At 71.7% G+C, this 15,806-nt stretch carries 16 protein-coding genes; 8 read left to right on the top strand and 8 right to left on the bottom strand.

Going from position 1 to position 15,806, the window contains the following annotated elements:
* The first annotated feature begins 446 nt into the window (after positions 1–446).
* Both mutS and ACTB72_RS15225 read left to right on the top strand, forming a co-directional pair.
* On the top strand, positions 447–3,101 hold the full coding sequence (gene mutS / locus ACTB72_RS15220) for a DNA mismatch repair protein MutS (RefSeq protein ID WP_463037862.1): 2,655 nt from the start codon (positions 447–449) through the stop codon (positions 3,099–3,101).
* A 121-nt stretch (positions 3,102–3,222) separates the two neighbouring features.
* On the top strand, positions 3,223–3,498 hold the full coding sequence (locus tag ACTB72_RS15225; protein WP_463037848.1) for an HU family DNA-binding protein: 276 nt from the start codon (positions 3,223–3,225) through the stop codon (positions 3,496–3,498).
* A gap of 256 nt (positions 3,499–3,754) precedes the next feature.
* On the opposite strand, the gene ACTB72_RS15230 is transcribed toward ACTB72_RS15225, so the two are convergent.
* The 6 genes from ACTB72_RS15230 to ACTB72_RS15255 all read right to left on the bottom strand — a co-directional run bounded on the left by ACTB72_RS15230 (position 3,755) and on the right by ACTB72_RS15255 (position 7,708).
* The gene (locus ACTB72_RS15230) at positions 3,755–4,135 is read right to left on the bottom strand and encodes a YbaN family protein (RefSeq protein ID WP_463037849.1); all 381 of its coding nucleotides are present in this window, start codon (positions 4,133–4,135) and stop codon (positions 3,755–3,757) included.
* Between the two features lie 83 nt (positions 4,136–4,218).
* Positions 4,219–5,406: a radical SAM family heme chaperone HemW gene (hemW, locus tag ACTB72_RS15235; RefSeq protein WP_463037850.1), complete on the bottom strand. Its 1,188-nt coding sequence runs from the start codon at positions 5,404–5,406 to the stop codon at positions 4,219–4,221.
* Positions 5,396–5,581, bottom strand: coding sequence for a hypothetical protein (locus ACTB72_RS15240; RefSeq protein WP_463037851.1), 186 nt, complete (start codon positions 5,579–5,581; stop codon positions 5,396–5,398). The genes hemW and ACTB72_RS15240 overlap by 11 nt, the downstream gene beginning before the upstream one ends.
* 3 nt (positions 5,582–5,584) lie before the next feature.
* Positions 5,585–6,223 (bottom strand): RdgB/HAM1 family non-canonical purine NTP pyrophosphatase, encoded by a 639-nt coding sequence (rdgB, locus tag ACTB72_RS15245; protein WP_463037852.1) that lies wholly within the window; start codon positions 6,221–6,223, stop codon positions 5,585–5,587.
* Positions 6,220–6,936, bottom strand: coding sequence for a ribonuclease PH (rph, locus tag ACTB72_RS15250; RefSeq protein ID WP_463037853.1), 717 nt, complete (start codon positions 6,934–6,936; stop codon positions 6,220–6,222). The genes rdgB and rph overlap by 4 nt, the downstream gene beginning before the upstream one ends.
* Before the next feature lie 136 nt (positions 6,937–7,072).
* Positions 7,073–7,708: a VPLPA-CTERM sorting domain-containing protein gene (locus ACTB72_RS15255; protein WP_463037854.1), complete on the bottom strand. Its 636-nt coding sequence runs from the start codon at positions 7,706–7,708 to the stop codon at positions 7,073–7,075.
* 324 nt (positions 7,709–8,032) lie between these two features.
* On the opposite strand from ACTB72_RS15255, the gene hrcA reads away from it, so the two are divergent.
* From hrcA to ACTB72_RS15275, 4 genes are all read left to right on the top strand, one after another.
* Positions 8,033–9,112, top strand: a complete 1,080-nt coding sequence (hrcA, locus tag ACTB72_RS15260) for a heat-inducible transcriptional repressor HrcA (protein ID WP_463037855.1) — start codon at positions 8,033–8,035, stop codon at positions 9,110–9,112.
* A 148-nt stretch (positions 9,113–9,260) separates the two neighbouring features.
* Positions 9,261–9,785: a nucleotide exchange factor GrpE gene (locus ACTB72_RS15265; protein ID WP_463037863.1), complete on the top strand. Its 525-nt coding sequence runs from the start codon at positions 9,261–9,263 to the stop codon at positions 9,783–9,785.
* A gap of 173 nt (positions 9,786–9,958) precedes the next feature.
* On the top strand, positions 9,959–10,561 hold the full coding sequence (locus tag ACTB72_RS15270) for a pyridoxamine 5'-phosphate oxidase family protein (RefSeq protein WP_463037856.1): 603 nt from the start codon (positions 9,959–9,961) through the stop codon (positions 10,559–10,561).
* The gene (locus ACTB72_RS15275; RefSeq protein WP_463037857.1) at positions 10,558–10,941 is read left to right on the top strand and encodes an acyl-CoA thioesterase; all 384 of its coding nucleotides are present in this window, start codon (positions 10,558–10,560) and stop codon (positions 10,939–10,941) included. Before ACTB72_RS15270 ends, ACTB72_RS15275 begins: the two co-directional genes overlap by 4 nt.
* A 112-nt stretch (positions 10,942–11,053) precedes the next feature.
* Here ACTB72_RS15275 and ACTB72_RS15280 read toward each other — a convergent pair whose 3' ends face one another.
* A complete protein-coding gene (locus tag ACTB72_RS15280) occupies positions 11,054–12,277 on the bottom strand; it encodes a CaiB/BaiF CoA transferase family protein (protein ID WP_463037858.1) in 1,224 nt (407 codons plus the stop codon).
* A gap of 292 nt (positions 12,278–12,569) precedes the next feature.
* Here ACTB72_RS15280 and ACTB72_RS15285 point away from each other — a divergent pair, with 292 nt between their 5' ends.
* Positions 12,570–13,547, top strand: a complete 978-nt coding sequence (locus ACTB72_RS15285) for a 2-dehydropantoate 2-reductase (RefSeq protein ID WP_463037859.1) — start codon at positions 12,570–12,572, stop codon at positions 13,545–13,547.
* Between the two features lie 61 nt (positions 13,548–13,608).
* Here the strand turns inward: ACTB72_RS15285 and lipA are convergent, their stop codons facing one another.
* Entirely contained in the window at positions 13,609–14,640 is a 1,032-nt protein-coding gene (lipA, locus tag ACTB72_RS15290; protein WP_463037860.1) for a lipoyl synthase, read from the bottom strand.
* Positions 14,641–14,876: 236 nt separating this feature from the next.
* On the opposite strand from lipA, the gene ACTB72_RS15295 reads away from it, so the two are divergent.
* Positions 14,877–15,728, top strand: a complete 852-nt coding sequence (locus tag ACTB72_RS15295) for an enoyl-CoA hydratase-related protein (RefSeq protein WP_463037861.1) — start codon at positions 14,877–14,879, stop codon at positions 15,726–15,728.
* Positions 15,729–15,806 lie beyond the last annotated feature (78 nt).

Consider the following 15,806-nt stretch of genomic DNA (forward strand, 5'->3'; position numbering starts at 1 on the left):
GGTCGAGACCGCGGGCACCCACACCGAGGACGAGCTGCTCGCGCTCGCCGCCGCCGCCGAGACCGACAGCGAGCACCCGCTCGCGAAGGCGATCGTGCGGGCGGCGATGCGGCGCGGTCGGGCTCCCGACCCCCTGGCCGTGCCGCATCGCCGTCGTTTTCGATGGGGCGGGACCTGGGGAGCTGATGGAACGGGCGATGCGAACAGCGTTGGATCGCTTCCGGGCGCGCCGCGGCGCCAAGCGCATCCCCGCCACGCGCCGGGCCGGGCGGGCGGGCGGCGCGTGGCGGGGACGCGGACCGCAGGCCCGCCCCTTCCGCATCGGCCCCGCCCCGTGCTATCGGCGGCTCATGGCGACGCACGCGCAGGACCCCGACCCCGACCTCACGCCGGAGCCCGTCTCCGCGCCCGAGGTCGTGCCCGCCGACACCGGCGCCGTCACCCCGATGATGGCCCAGTACACCGAGATCAAAACGCGCTATCCCGACGCGATCCTGTTCTATCGGATGGGTGATTTCTATGAGATGTTCTTCGAGGACGCGGTGCAGGCCGCCGCCGCCCTCGACATCGCGCTGACCAAGCGCGGAAAACATCTGGGTCAGGACATCGCCATGTGCGGCGTCCCGGTGCACAGCCACGAGAACTACTTGTTGCAGCTGATCCGCAAGGGGTTCCGCGTCGCGGTCTGCGAACAGCTCGAGGACCCGGCCGAGGCGCGCAAGCGCGGCGCCAAGTCGGTGGTCAAGCGCGACGTCACCCGCCTGGTCACCCCCGGCACGCTGACCGAGGACGCGCTGCTCGACGCGCGCCGCCACAATTACCTTGCCGCCTGGGCCGAGATCCGGGGCGAGGGCGCGCTGGCCTGGCTCGACCTCTCCACCGGCGATTTTCATGTCGCCGATTGCGCGCGGAGCGGGCTCGGCCCGCTGCTCGCCCGGCTCGCTCCCTCCGAAGTGCTGGTCTCCGAGGCCGCCGAAGATCCGGCCCTGACCGGATTGATCGAGGAGGCCGGCGCCGCCGCCACCCCGCTCGCCCGGGCGGCGTGGGACAGCGAGGGCGCGCGGCTCAGGCTGGAAAGACTTTTTTCGGTCAAGGCGCTGGATGCGTTCGGCGGGTTCTCCCGCGCCCAGATCGCGGCCATGGGCGGGGCCATCGCCTATGTCGAGCTGACCCAGCGCGGCCGCCTGCCGCTGGTCCGCCCGCCCCAGGCCGAAGCGCCCGGCGGGACCATGCGCATCGACGCGGCCACCCGGCGCAATCTGGAACTGACCCGGTCGATGTCGGGGGGCCGCGACGGCTCGCTGCTCGCCGCCGTCGACCGGTCCGTCACCGCCGCCGGCGCGCGGCTGCTGGAGGCGCGGCTCTCCTCGCCCTCCACCGACCGGGCGGAGATCGCGGACCGGCTCGACGCCGTCGCCGCGCTGATCGCCGACCGCAGGCTTGCCGAGGATATCCGCAGCGCCCTGCGCCGGGCGCCGGAGATGGAGCGGGCGCTGTCGCGTCTCGGCCTCGGCCGCGGCGGCCCGCGCGACCTCGCCGCCATCCGCGACGGGCTCGCCCAGGGCGCGGCGCTGGCCGAACGGCTCGGCGCCGAAGACCTGCCCCCTCGCCTGACCGAAGCCGCCGGCGCGCTGGATGGGCATGACGATCTCTTCGAACGGCTCGAAACCGCGCTGGTCGCCGAGCCGCCGCTGCTGATCCGCGACGGGGGGGCGGTGGCCGCCGGCCTCGACCCCGAACTCGACGAGGCGCGGGAGCTGCGCGATCATGGCCGCGGGGTGATCGCCGGCCTGCAGTCGGGCTATGCCGAGATCGCCGGCGTCACCGCGCTGAAGATCAAGCACAACAACGTGCTGGGCTATTTCATCGAAACCTCGGCGCTGCATGCCGAGCGGATGCTGAAGCCGCCGCTGACCGAGACGTTCATCCACCGCCAGACGCTGGCCAATGCGGTGCGCTTCACCACGGTCGAACTCTCGGATCTGGAGGCGCGGATCCTCAACGCCGGGGCGCGCGCGCTGGAGGCGGAGAAAAAAATCTTCGAGCGCCTCTGCGCCGAGGTGCTGGAAGCCGCTCCGGCCGTCGCCCGCGCGGCGAAAGCGCTGGCGGAACTGGATCTGGCGGCCGGCCTCGCCCAGATCGCCGTCGAACTGGACTGGACCCGGCCCGCGCTCGAGGCCGGGCGGGCGTTCGTGATCGAGGGCGGGCGGCATCCGGTGGTCGAGCAGGCGCTGCGCCGGCAGGGCGGGCAGGCCTTCGTGCCCAATGATTGCGACCTGTCGGGGGAGGGCGACGACCCCCGCCCGGTCTGGCTGCTGACCGGTCCGAACATGGCCGGCAAGTCGACCTTCCTGCGCCAGAACGCGCTGATCGCGGTGCTGGCGCAGATGGGCGCCTATGTGCCCGCGGCGGCGGCGCGGATCGGCGTGGTCGATCAGCTCTTCTCGCGCGTCGGCGCCGCCGACGACCTGGCGCGCGGGCGCTCGACCTTCATGGTGGAGATGGTGGAGACCGCCGCCATCCTCAACCAGGCCGGCCCCGGCGCGCTGGTGATCCTCGATGAAATCGGCCGCGGAACAGCGACTTACGACGGTCTTTCCATCGCCTGGGCGACGCTGGAGCATCTGCATGAGGCCAATCGCTGCCGCTCGCTTTTCGCGACCCATTACCACGAGCTGACCGCGCTCGCCGACCGTCTGCCGGGCCTGCGCAACGCCACCATGGCGGTGCGGGAGTGGGAGGGCGACGTGGTGTTCCTGCACGAGGTGCGGGCCGGCGCCGCCGACCGCTCCTACGGCGTGCAGGTGGCGCGGCTGGCCGGGCTGCCCGGTTCGGTGGTGGACCGCGCGCGCACGGTGCTCGAGGCGCTGGAGGAAGGCGACCGGGCGGGCGCGGGCGGCGGCGGGCGGGCGCGGGCCAAGGCGCTGATCGACGACCTGCCGTTGTTCGCGATGAACCCGGCGCCGGCCCCGCGTGCGCCGGCGCCGGCGGCGGTCTCGGCGGTGGAGGCGCGGCTGCGCCAGGCCTCGCCGGATGAACTGACGCCGCGCGCCGCGCTCGATCTGGTCTATGAACTCCGGGCGATGCTCGGGGGCGACTGACCTTGCGTCCGGACGGCTCCGGATGCGGAAACCGCGGCCCGCGCGGCTTGACATCCGGTCGCCCTGCGGTGTTGTGGGGCTCCGGAACCCGATCAGGAACGAGAACAACGGAGGGCGTTTCGTGAAGAAAGACGAACTGGTGACCGCACTGGCGGAAGCGAGCGGCGAGACCAAGGCGAGCGTGACCGCGGTGCTGGGCGCCATGGCGACCGTCAGCGAAAGCGCGCTGAAGGACGGCAAGTCGGTGACGCTGCCCGGCATCGGCAAGCTGGAAGCCTCGGAGCGCGCGGCGCGCGAGGTCCGCAACCCGCAGACCGGCGAGAAGAAGATGGCGGACGCGCACACCGCGCCGAAGTTCAAGTTCTCGACCACCTTCAAGGCGGCCATCAAGGGCTGAACAGCCGCGATCCGGGCGCGGCAGGGGGGCGACCCCGCGCCTGCGTCGCCCGCGTCTTCGGCCCGGTGGACCGGGGGCGGCCGACATGACAAGCCTGCGCTCCGGCCCCTTCGGCGGTCGGGGGCATGGCGAGGGGGGCGCGGCGCAGATCTCCGCGCCTCTCTCTCGCATCCGGGCTCAGGCGGGGCGGATCGCGCCCGGTATCCCATGAAGATCCGGTCCGGACGAGACGCGCCCGGTTCAGCTTTCCCCGTGTTCAGCTTTCGGCGGCGGGGGCCGGCATGACCGGCTCGGGCCGGGTCCAGACGAAAATCGCGGCCCCGGCGAGCGACGTGACCTGCAGGGCCAGCGCCCAGAGCGGAGCGCCAATGGCGACCATCGCCAGGAAGGCCGCCAGCATCATCGCCGAAGACAGCCACTTGATCCGTCGCCGGATCGCGCCGTTGGCCTGCCAGTCACGGATCGGGGGGCCGAGCCGGGCGTGGTCGACCAGCCAGCGATAGGCGCGTTCCGAGGAGCGCGAGAAGGCGAAGGCGGCGAGCAGCAGGAACGGCACGGTCGGCAGGCCGGGCAGGGCGATGCCCAGCACAGCCAGCGCGACGGAGGTCCAGCCGAGAGCCATCCAAAGATACCGCATGGCGCGCAATCTAGCCGGGATTTCCTGAGAAACGAGTCCTGATCGTCGCCGGGGGCCGGGCAGGACGCCGCGCCTGCGCGCCGTCAGACCAGCAGCGCGCGCAGCACGGCGTCGAGCAGCGCCCGGCCGCGGGCGGTGGCGATCAGCCGGCCCTGGCCGCGGATCAGCAGGCCCTGGTCCTCCAGATCCGCGATGCGGGCGGGGTCCAGCGGCGTCCCGGCGAGGCGGGCGTAGCGGTCGAGACGCGCGCCTTCCGCCAGCCGCAGGGACATCATCAGATATTCTACGGCGCGGTCCGCGTCGATGACGGGCTCGGTCGCGAACCCCTCCGCGCCGCGCCCGGCGGTCTCCAGCCAGGCGGCGGGGGCGCGGGGGGTCTCGGTCGCGAGCCGCACGCCATCCACCGTCACCCGCCCATGGGCGCCGGCGCCCACCCCCGCATAGTCGCCGCCGCGCCAGTAGACGAGGTTGTGGCGGCTCTCCGATCCCGGGCGGGCGTGGTTCGAAATCTCGTAGGCGGGCATCCCGGCCGCTTCGCACAGGCCTTGGGTGATCGCATACATGTCCGCCGCCCGGTCGTCGTCGGGCAGGCCGCGGAGCTTTCCGATGTCATGCAGCTCGCTGAAGCGGGTCCCGGCCTCCACCGTCAGCTGGTAGAGCGACAGGTGGTCGATGGCCATGTCGAGCGCCTGGGCGAGCTCCCCCTCCCACTCGGCCGGGGTCTGATCCTGGCGGGCGTAGATCAGGTCGAAGCTGACCCGGGCGAAGGCGGCGCGGGCGATGTCGAAGGCGGCGCGGGCCTCGGCCGCCGTGTGCATCCGCCCCAGCCGCTTGAGGTCGGCGTCGTTCAGCGCCTGCGCCCCCATCGACACCCGGTTGACCCCGGCGCTCGCGTAGCCGGCGAAGCGTTCGGCCTCGATGGAGGTCGGGTTCGCCTCCAGCGTGATCTCGGCGTCGGGGGAAAACCCCCAGAGGCGGTCGGCCTCCTCGATCACCGCGGCGACGGTTTCGGCCGGCATCAGGGACGGGGTGCCGCCGCCGAAGAACAGGGAGCCCGCGGTCCGCGGTCCGGTCATCTCCCGCGCCGCGCCGAGCTGGGCGATCAGGCCCGCGCGCATCGCGTCCTGATCCACCACGCGGGCGACATGGGAGTTGAAGTCGCAATAGGGGCATTTGGCGAGGCAGAACGGCCAGTGCACGTAGATGCCGAACCCCCCCGCGCGCCAGTCCTCGGCCTTGAGGTCGGACGTCATGGGGAGGTCAGAAGTCATGGGGCGGCTCGGTGAACTTGGCGGCGAAGGTGAACAGCAGGATCACCGCCGCGACGATGCCGATCCAGAACTGGCCGGATTTCAGGAACAGCGCCAGCATCCCGAACGCGACCAGGGTCAGCGCCCACCACCAGCGGCGGGCGAAACGGAAGCCGCGGGGCGGGGGGAGCGCCATGGATCAGGAGGGCGGCGCGGGGGGGCGGGGGCCCAGCACCTGCGACGCGAGTTTTTCGAAGGCGTCGGCGCGGTGGGAGAGGCTGTTCTTCTCCGCCCCTGTCATCTCGGCGAAGGTCCGCCCGTCGCCCGCGTCGGGCTGGAAGCACGGGTCGTAGCCATGGCCCCCGGCGCCGCGGGGCGGCCAGATCACCTGACCCTCGGCCGTGCCGCGCACGGTGGCGACCTCGCCGTCCGGCCACACCACGCAGAGCACGCAGACGAAGCGCGCGGTCCAGGGGGGGGAGGCGCCCGCCTCCAGCACGGCGGCATGGGTGCGCGACATGGCGCGGGCGAAATCGCGGCCCTGGGGCGTTTCGGCCCAGTCGGCGGTGTAGACCCCGGGCGCGCCGCCGAGCGCGTCGACCTCGATTCCTGAATCGTCCGCCAGCGCCGGCAGGCCCGACGCCTCCGCCGCCGCGCGGGCCTTGAGGGCGGCGTTGCCTTCGAACGTGGTCTCGGTCTCGTCGGGGACCGGCAGCCCCAGCTCTCCGGCCGACACCGTCTCGATCCCCCAGGGGGCCAGCAAGGCGCGGATCTCGTCCACCTTGCCGGCGTTATGGGTGGCGACGACGATCTTCGGCGCTTCGAGCTGACGGGTCATCGGGAGATCGCTTCCTTCTGCGCGGCCACCAGCTGGGCGATGCCGGCGGCGGCGAGGTCGAGCAGCTTGGTCAGCTCATCGCGGGAGAAGGTCGCGCCCTCGGCCGAGCCCTGCACCTCCACCAGCCCGCCCGAGCCGGTCATCACCACGTTCGAATCCGTACCGGCCTCGGAATCCTCGGCATAGTCGAGGTCGAGCACGGTCTGGCCATTGTAGACCCCGCAGGACACGGCGGCGACATGCTCGGAGATCGGGTTCGTCTTCAGCTCGCCGGCTTTCACCAGCTTCTGCGCGGCGAGCCACAGGGCGACCCAGCCCCCGGTGATCGAGGCGCAGCGGGTGCCGCCGTCGGCCTGGAGCACGTCGCAGTCGACGGTGATCTGACGCTCGCCCATCACCACCCGGTCGGTGCCGGCCCGCAGGGACCGCCCGATCAGGCGCTGGATCTCCTGGGTGCGGCCCGACACCTTGCCCGACGCGGCCTCGCGCCGGTTGCGGGTATGGGTGGCGCGCGGCAGCATGCCGTATTCCGCGGTCACCCAGCCCAGGCCCGAATTGCGCATCCACGGCGGCGTGCGGCCTTCGATGGAGGCGGTGCACAGCACATGGGTGTCGCCCATGCGGATCAGGCAGGAGCCTTCGGCGTGCTTGGTGGCGCCGGTTTCCAGAATGACGGGGCGGAGCGCGTCGCGGGCGCGGCCGGAAGGGCGCATGGCTGTCCTCGTGCTGAAGGGGGCCGACCCTTGAGGCGCGGCGATCACCGCGTCTCTTACGCGGCAGACCCCCCTCTCTTCAACCCGGCGCCGCAGGACGTGAGGCGGGACGTGAGGCGGCGTATCGGGCGGGACGTCAGGCGGCGGGGCGGCGCCTGGCGCGGACCAGCGCGAAGCCGCCGAGCGCGAGCGCCAGCAGCGGCGCGGCGGCGGGCACGGGCACGTCGCTGACGCCGCCGATCTCGCCGTCGATCCGGAAGGCGGCGACGACGGAGTTGTCGAAGCTGTCGTCCTTCGTGCCGTCGATGCCCGAGACCCCAGCCTGGCTCCAGGCGATGTTGCTGTTATTGTAGAAGAAATTCTGCTGGGACGTGGCCGTGAACTGGAACTCGATGAGGTAGTCGAGCCCGGTCGTCAGCGTGACCGGCGCGATGGCGACATCGATCCACTCCAGCCCGGCGGTGGTCGCCGTCGTCGAACCGGAGGCCAGCGTCGAGGTCCTCGTGAAGGTCGTGCCCGACCGGTCGATCTCGTAGATGCCGTATGAGAACGAGACGCCGACGAAGTCCTGATAGAGGCCGAGCGAGGTCAGCTCGATCGGCGCGTCGACCGTGAAGCCGATGCCGCGCGCCACTTCCCAGCCGTCATTGATGTTGGTCGTAAAGACCCCTCCGGTCACGCCGGGCGGCACGAACTCGATGGGGATGGCCTGCGCGGATGCGGCGGCCAGCACGGTCAGCAGACCGGCGAGGGGAAGGGTGAAGGCACGCAAAACGCGTCTCCTTGGAGAGGGCCGCAGAAAGGGCCGCAGAGCGGGGACGGAGGACCGAATGACGGATATTCGATTCGATCTGATTGCACATATGTGCAGCGCATCATACCGATTCGCGATGGCGCGGCATCACTTGCGCGATCAGGCCCGCGTGGCCCGCAAGCGTCGCAACGCTTCCGGCAGACGAGGCGCGGCGCCTTCGGCGCGGCGGGGGACCGGCGCCCCGTTCCGCCGGCGTCCTCCGGGCGCATTGACCGCGTCCGCGGCCGCGCCTACCAATCGCCGGACGCCTCCCTTCGGAAGCATCCCGAGGTCGACGCCGCCATGACCGCACAGCTCGGCGATCTCAACGATCGCAGCCGCGACATCTTCCGCCAGCTGGTGGAAACCTATCTTGAGACCGGAGAGCCGGTCGGGTCGCGCACCCTCTCGCGCGCGCTGGCGACGCCGCTGTCGCCGGCCTCGGTGCGCAACGTGATGCAGGACCTCGAGGAGCTCGGCCTGCTCGGCTCGCCCCATGTCTCCGCCGGGCGCATCCCAACCCAGTCCGGCCTGCGCATGTTCGTCGACGGCCTGCTGCAGATCGGCGACGTGCCAGGCGACGAACGCGCGCGGATCGAACGCGGGATGGAAGCGGACGGCACGCCCGACAGCTCCGCCGTCGCCGGCATGGTGGCGCGGGCCGGGATGATGCTGTCGGGTCTGACCCAGACCGCGTCGCTGGTGCTCGCTCCCAAGACCGAAGCGCCGATCAAGCATATCGAGTTCGTGTCGCTGCCCGACGGCGCGGCGCTGGTGGTGCTGGTGACCGAGGACGGGGGGGTTGAGAACCGGGTGATCGCCCCGCCGCCGGGCATCACGCCCTCGGCGATGCGCGAGGCGGCCAATTTCCTCAACGCCATGCTGCGCGGCAAGACGCTGTCGCAGGCCGCCCGTGCGGTGGAGCGCGAGATCGCGGGCCGCCGGCAGGAGCTCGACGCGCTGGCGGCGAGCCTGGTGGAGCAGGGCATCGCGGTCTGGACCGGAGAGGCCGCGTCGCGCGCCCCCGACCGGCTGGTGGTGCGCGGCCGGGCCAATCTGCTCGACGGCGTGGAGGGCGAGGCGGAGATGGACCGCATGCGCCAGCTCTTCGACGATCTGGAGCGCAAGAAGGACCTTCTCGACCTGCTGGAGCTGGCCGAAACCGGCGAGGGCGTGCGGATCTTCATCGGGTCCGAGAACAAGCTCTTCTCGCTTTCGGGTTCCTCTCTGGTCATCGCTCCTTATATGGACGCGGAACGCAGGATCATCGGCGCGCTCGGGGTCATCGGCCCGACGCGCCTCAACTATGGCCGCGTGGTGCCGATCGTCGACTACACCGCCCGCCTGATGGGCAGGCTGGTGACCGACCGGCGCCGCGGTTGACCCGAAAGACGGAGCTGACATGACCGACGGAAAGACCAGGGACGACGACGAGATGCGGGCGGCGGAGAACCGCGGCGAAAGCGCGGCCGAGGCGGCGCTGCGCGAAGGCGCCGACGACCTGGGCGCGCAGGCGGCCGAGGACGCGGCCATGCACATCTCCGACGCCGAGGACGCCGGCGTGGTGGAGGCGGAGCCGATCGACGAGATGGAGGCCGCCCTGACCACCGCGCTCGCCGAACGCGACGAGCTGCGCGAGCGGCTGATGCGGGCGCTGGCCGAGACCGAGAACGTCCGCAAGCGCGCCGAGCGCGACGTGAAGGATGCCCAGGCCTATGCCGGCGCCAAGCTCGCCCGCGACCTGCTGGGGGTCTACGACAATCTCGGCCGGGCGCTGGAGGCCATCGACGACGATGCGCGCGCCGCGGCCGGCCCGGTGATCGAGGGCATCGAGCTGACCCAGCGCGAGCTGCTCCAGGCCTTCGCCAAGCACAAGATCGAGGCGGTGTCGCCGGAGATCGGCGAGAAGTTCGACGCCAAGGTGCACCAGGCCATGTTCGAGGCGCCGGTCCCCGGAGCCGCGCCCGGCACGGTGATCCAGGTGATGGCGGAGGGTTTCACCATCTCCGGCCGGCTGCTGCGCCCGGCCATGGTCGGCGTCGCCGCCGCCGGCTGACCCCGGGGGCCGGGGACGGGGCTCGCGCCCTTCGGGACGCATCGCCTGCCCGCCGGCCCCGCCGCGGTTTCCGTCACGCAGCGGCGGGTTGGCGGCTGGCGCGTCGGGCGCGCCGGGTCTAGGCTTCGCGCCATGACCTGCGCGCCCGCCCCGCGCCGACCTGGAGAACCCCCATGATCGAAGACGTCGCCGCGCTTCGCGCCATCTACGGCCCGCCGATGGAGGTGGCCGTGAAGAAGCAGCAGGATCGGCTGGACCGGCACTGCCTGCGCTTCTTCGAGCTCAGCCCCATGGTGATGATCGCCACGTCCGACGGGGCGAAGGTCGACGTCTCGCCCAAGGGCGACGGCCCGGGCTTCGTGCAGGCCGATGGCGAGACCGCGGTGCTGATCCCCGACTGGCCCGGCAACAACCGGCTCGACGGCTACGAGAACATTCTGAAGAACGGTCAGGCGGGGCTTTTGTTCCTGATCCCGGGGCTGCGCGAGACGCTGCGGGTGAACGGCCGCGCCTCGATCCATGACGACGCGGCGATCCGCGCCCGGTTCGAGACCCGCGGCAAGCTGCCGATCACCGTGCTGCGGGTGGAGGCGGACGAGGTCTACCTGCATTGCGCCAAGGCGTTCCTGCGCTCGAAGCTGTGGGACCCGGCGTCCTGGAGCGAGAAGGCGGCGCTGCCCAGACCCGGCGAGATGTTCAAGGATCACATCCGGCACGATGGTCCGATCGAGGAGGCCGATGTCATGCACGCCCGTTACGAGAAGACCCTCTATTGACCGGGTCCGCGGAAGGCCCGAAGGGGCTGCTGGCCTTGCAGACGCTGGCGATGCCGGCCGACACCAACGCCAACGGCGACATCTTCGGCGGCTGGCTGATGGGGCAGATGGACCTCGGGGCCTCGGTGCCGGCGCGCGAACGGGCGCGGGGGCGGGTGGCGACGGTGCAGGTCGAGGCGATGACGTTTCATCGCGCGGTGCATGTGGGCGACGTGGTGACCATCTACGCCGATCTGCAGAAGGAGGGCCGATCCTCGATGCGCTATGGCGTCGAGGCCTGGATCACCCGGATGCCAGAGGGCGAGCGGGCCAAGGTGACGGAAGCCGTCTTCATCTACGTCGCCATCGACGACGACGGGAAGTCGCGCGCCCTGCCGTGAATTTGGAACAAGCCTGGGTCGGGAGCGAAGCCGCCTTCCCCGGCCCGGAGCCCGGTCGCAAGCTCCCGCCTGCGCGGGAACGGGGGGCGACGCGCGCCCCCCGCCAACCGCGTCAGACCGCGCCGGCGGCCTTCAGCGCGGCGATCTTTTCGTCGTCGCAGCCCAGCACCTCGCGCAGCACCTCGTCGGTATGCTCGCCCAGCAGGGGGGCGCCGCGCTTGTATTCGACCACCGCCTCGGAAAACTTGATCGGGTTCGCCACGCCCGGCGCGGTGCCGGCCAGCGTATGCGGCGTTTCGATCTTCATGCCGCGCGCGATCACCTGCGGCTCCTCGAACACCTTGTCGATGGTGTTGAGGCCGGAGCAGGGAACGCCGGCCTTCGGCAGCTCGGTCAGCCAGTATTCGCGCGGCTTCTTGCGCATCTGCTCGGTGATCAGGCCGGCGAGCTCGATCCGGTGCTTGTTGCGGTCGGGCACGGTGACGAAGCGCGGGTCGTCGGCGAGGTCGGGCAGGCCGATCTCCCGGGTCAGGATGCGGAACTGGCGGTCGTTGCCGCAGGCCACGATCACCTCGCCGTCCGCGCAGGGGAACGGCTGATAGGGCGCGAGGTTGGGGTGCCAGGGCCCGGTGCGCTGGGGCACCTGCCCGCCGATGAAGTAGTTGAGCGCCTGATTGCCGAGCCAGCCGACATTCACGTCGAGCAGCGCCATGTCGATATACTGGCCCCGCCCGGTCCGCTCCCGCATCTGCAGCGCGGCCAGAATGGCGATGGTCGAATACATGCCGGTGGTCAGGTCCGCGACCGCGATCCCGACCCGCTGCGGGCCTGCGCCCGGCATCCCGTCGGGGTTGCCGGTGATCGACATCAGACCGCCGAGCCCCTGCACCAGATAGTCATATCCCGGTTCCGGCGCCTTCGGCCCGGTCTGCCCGAAGCCGGTGATCGAGAGATAGATCAGGCGCGGATTGATCGCGCGCAGATCCGCCTCGCCGAGCCCCAGCTTGGCCAGCCCGCCGACCTTGAAGTTCTCCACCACGATGTCGGAGGTCTTGGCCAGTTCCAGGATCAGCGCCTTGCCCTCGGGCGTGCGCATGTTGACCGTCATCGACCGCTTGTTGCGGTTGGCCGAGAGGTAATAGGCGGCCTCCCTGGTCTCGTTCCCGTCCTTGTCCTTCAGGAACGGCGGACCCCAGGAGCGGGTGTCGTCGCCGCCGTCGGGGTTCTCGATCTTGATCACGTCGGCGCCGAAATCGGCGAGCAGCTGGGTGCACCAGGGGCCGGCGAGGATGCGGGTGAGGTCGAGGACGCGCAGGCCGTCGAGGGGAGCGGACATGAGGGGCGGATCTCCGGTTCGGGGTCGCGCGGGCGCGGGCAGGGCGCGGCGCGGGAATGGCGCGGGCAGGGTCGGCGGCGTTCCGCGATTGGGCGGGGCCGTCCCGGCGTGCGAAACTGGCGCCTGACCGCGCCGGTGGCAAGGCGCAGACGCTTCGGTTTCATGATCGTCGCGGCGCCGACCCCGCGGCGCGTCGCCGCCGCAGCGTCAGCCCGGGACGGCGCGGTTGCGCATTCCGGTCGACTCCGTAGGCTCGGGCCTCGTTGCGATGCGGCGGAAGAGGAGCGGGCGGATGCGGATCTGCGTTTACGGGGCCGGAGCGGTCGGCGGCTATCTGGGCGCGAAGCTCGCCATGGCGGGGGCGGACGTGACGCTGATCGCGCGGGGCGCGCATCTCGAGGCGCTGCAGCGTGACGGGCTGACCCTGGTCTCGGGCGGCGAGACCAGGGTGATCCCGGTGAAGGCCACCGACGATCCGGCCTCGCTCCGCCCGCAGGATCACGTGATCGTCACCATGAAGGCGCATTCCGTGCCGGCGGTGGCGGCGGACCTCGCGCCGCTGCTGGCCGGCGGCGGGACGGTCACCATGGCGGTGAACGGCGTGCCCTGGTGGTATTTTCACGGGATCGGCGGGGCGCTGGAGGGGCGGCGGATCGCGGCCGTGGACCCCGGCGACGCGCAATGGACCCATATCGGGCCGGACAACGTGCTGGGCTGCGTGGTCTATGTGGCGGCGGAAACGCCCTCCCCCGGCGTCATCGGCCATGGCGGCGGCAACCGCTTCATCCTGGGCGAGCCGAAGGGCGGGACCAGCGACAGGCTGGAGGCGCTGGCCGGCGCCCTGACCGAAGCCGGGCTCGACGCGCCGGTGGAGCCCGACATCCGCCAGGCGGTATGGACCAAGCTCTGGGGCAATCTCAGCTTCAATCCGGTCAGCGCGCTGACCGGCGCGACGCTGGCCCAGCTCGGCGCGCATGACGGGGCCCGCGCGGTGATCCGCGAGATGATGGTCGAGGCGCAGCATATCGGCGAGCGGCTGGGCGTCGCCTTCCCGATCAGCGTCGACGAGCGCTTGGCCGGCGGGGCCAAGGTCGGGGCCCACAAATCCTCGATGCTGCAGGACTTCGAGAAAGGCCGCCCGATGGAGATCGGGGCAATCGTCACCGCGGTGCAGGAGCTGGGGCAGGTCACCGGCGTGCCCACGCCGACCATCGACATGGTGCTGGGGCTGCTGGATCTGCGCGACCGGACCGCCACCGGCCGGGCCTGACGCGCAGCGGCCGCCCGGGGGACGCCCCGGCGGCCGTTGCGGTCGCGTCGCCGGCCCTGGCTCAGGCGTGGCCCAGCTTCGCCTCCCGCGCCGCCTTCAGGCGGGCGAAATCGTCGCCGGCATGGTAGCTCGACCGGGTCAGCGGCGTGGCGGAGACCATCAGGAACCCCTTGCCCTGCGCGGCCCGCTCATAGGCCGCGAATTCGTCGGGCTCGACGAAACGGGCGACGGCGTGGTGCTTGGGGGTCGGCTGCAGATACTGGCCGATGGTCAGGAAATCCACGTCGGCGGCGCGCATGTCGTCCATCACCTGATGCACGCCCTGACGGTCCTCCCCCAGCCCGACCATGATGCCGGACTTGGTGAAGATCGAGGGGTCCAGCTCCTTCACCCGCTGCAGCAGGCGCAGCGAGTGGAAGTAGCGGGCGCCGGGGCGCACCTCGGGGTAGAGGCCGGGCACGGTTTCGAGGTTGTGGTTGAACACGTCGGGCCGCGCCTCGACCACCGCCTCCAGCGCCGAGGGGGCGCATTTCAGGAAATCGGGGGTCAGGATCTCGATCGTGGTGTCGGGAGCCTTGCGGCGGATCGAGCGGATGGTGCGGGCGAAATGCTCCGCCCCGCCGTCCTCGAGGTCGTCGCGGTCGACCGAGGTGATGACCACATGCGCCAGCCCCAGCTTGGCCACCGCATCGGCGACCTTGGCGGGTTCGAACGCATCGAGCGTGTCGGGCCGCCCGGTGGCGACGTTGCAGAAGGTGCAGCCGCGCGTGCAGATGCCGCCCATGATCATCATGGTGGCGTGGCCCTGCGACCAGCACTCGCCCACATTGGGGCAGCCGGCCTCCTCGCACACGGTGACGAGGCCGTTGTCCTTCATGATCTTGCGCGTGCGCTCATAGCCCTCGCCGCCGGGGGCCTTGACGCGGATCCATTTCGGCTTGCGCAGGATCGGCGCGTCGGCGTGCTTCTGTTTTTCCGGGTGCCGCTGGGCCCGGTCGCGCAGGTCGCGCGGGGCGCGCGCCGCGCTTGCGGCCGGGGCGGGGCTCGGGGCGTCGGTGACGGTCGGGTCGACCGGAATCAAGTCGGCAGGCATGGCAGGCCTCCTTCGCTGAGAGGCCACTTAAGTCCGTTTCGGTCCGCATGCAAACCGTTCGGGGAGCCGCAGCGTCGACCCTGCGGCGCCCTGGGCACGGCGCGCGCCCGGCCCCGCGACGCCTTGGAAGCGGCGCAGCGCCGGCCCCGCGCCGACGCAAGCGGAATGGCTAACCGAGCGGTTAGCCTTCGGGCAAGGTCCGGCGCGACGCCGGCGCAGCCACGCGGGAGGACGCCATGAGCTACCAGGACATCGAGAGCCGGGTCGAGAACGGGATCATGATCGTGACCCTGAACCGGCCCGACAAGCTGAACGCCTACACCCACACGATGGGGACCGAACTGGCGGCCGCCTTCCGCGCCGCCGACGCCGACGACGACGTGCGCGCGGTGGTGGTGACCGGGGCGGGGCGCGGCTTCTGCGCTGGGGCGGACGTGTCGGCGGGGGCGGCGGCCTTCGACACCACGGGCGGCGGATCGGCGATGTTCGACGACGCCCCCGACGCAGCCTCCCGCCCCGGCGGCGGCTTCATCGAGGCGATCTTCACCTGCCGCAAACCCTCCATCGCCGCGATCAACGGGCCGGCGGTGGGGGTGGGGATCACGCTGACCCTGCCGATGGACCTGCGCATCGCCGCCGACGGGGCCAAGATCGGCTTCATCTTCGCGCGGCGGGGCCTGGTGCCGGAGGCGGGCTCGGCCTGGTTCCTGCCGCGCATCGTCGGCCTGCCGCAGGCGCTGCGCTGGTCGCTGTCGGGGCGGGTGTTCGACGCGGCCGAGGCGAAGGCGGGGGGACTGGTGGCGGAGACCACGGCCCCGGACGCGCTGCTCGCCCGCGCCATCGAGATCGCCCATGAGATGACCGAGTTCTCGTCGCCGGTCTCGGTCGCGCTGACCCGCCAGATGCTGTGGCGGTTCGGGAGCGAGGCCACCCCCGCTGGGGCGCTGGGCGTGGACCGGGCGATTTCGGTCGAACGCGGGGCGCATGCGGATGTGAAGGAAGGGGTGGCCTCGTTCCTCGAAAAACGCGCGCCGGCGTTCCCGGGCAAGGTGTCGGCCGACATGCCGAGCCAGTACCCCTGGTGGTGAGGGGCGTCGGCGGGGCGGGGGGCTAGCGCCCCCGCCCCGCCCCGCAGGCATTTCGCCGGCGGGCGCGGAGCCCCCGGG

The sequence above is a fragment of the Albimonas sp. genome, from assembly GCF_055129145.1.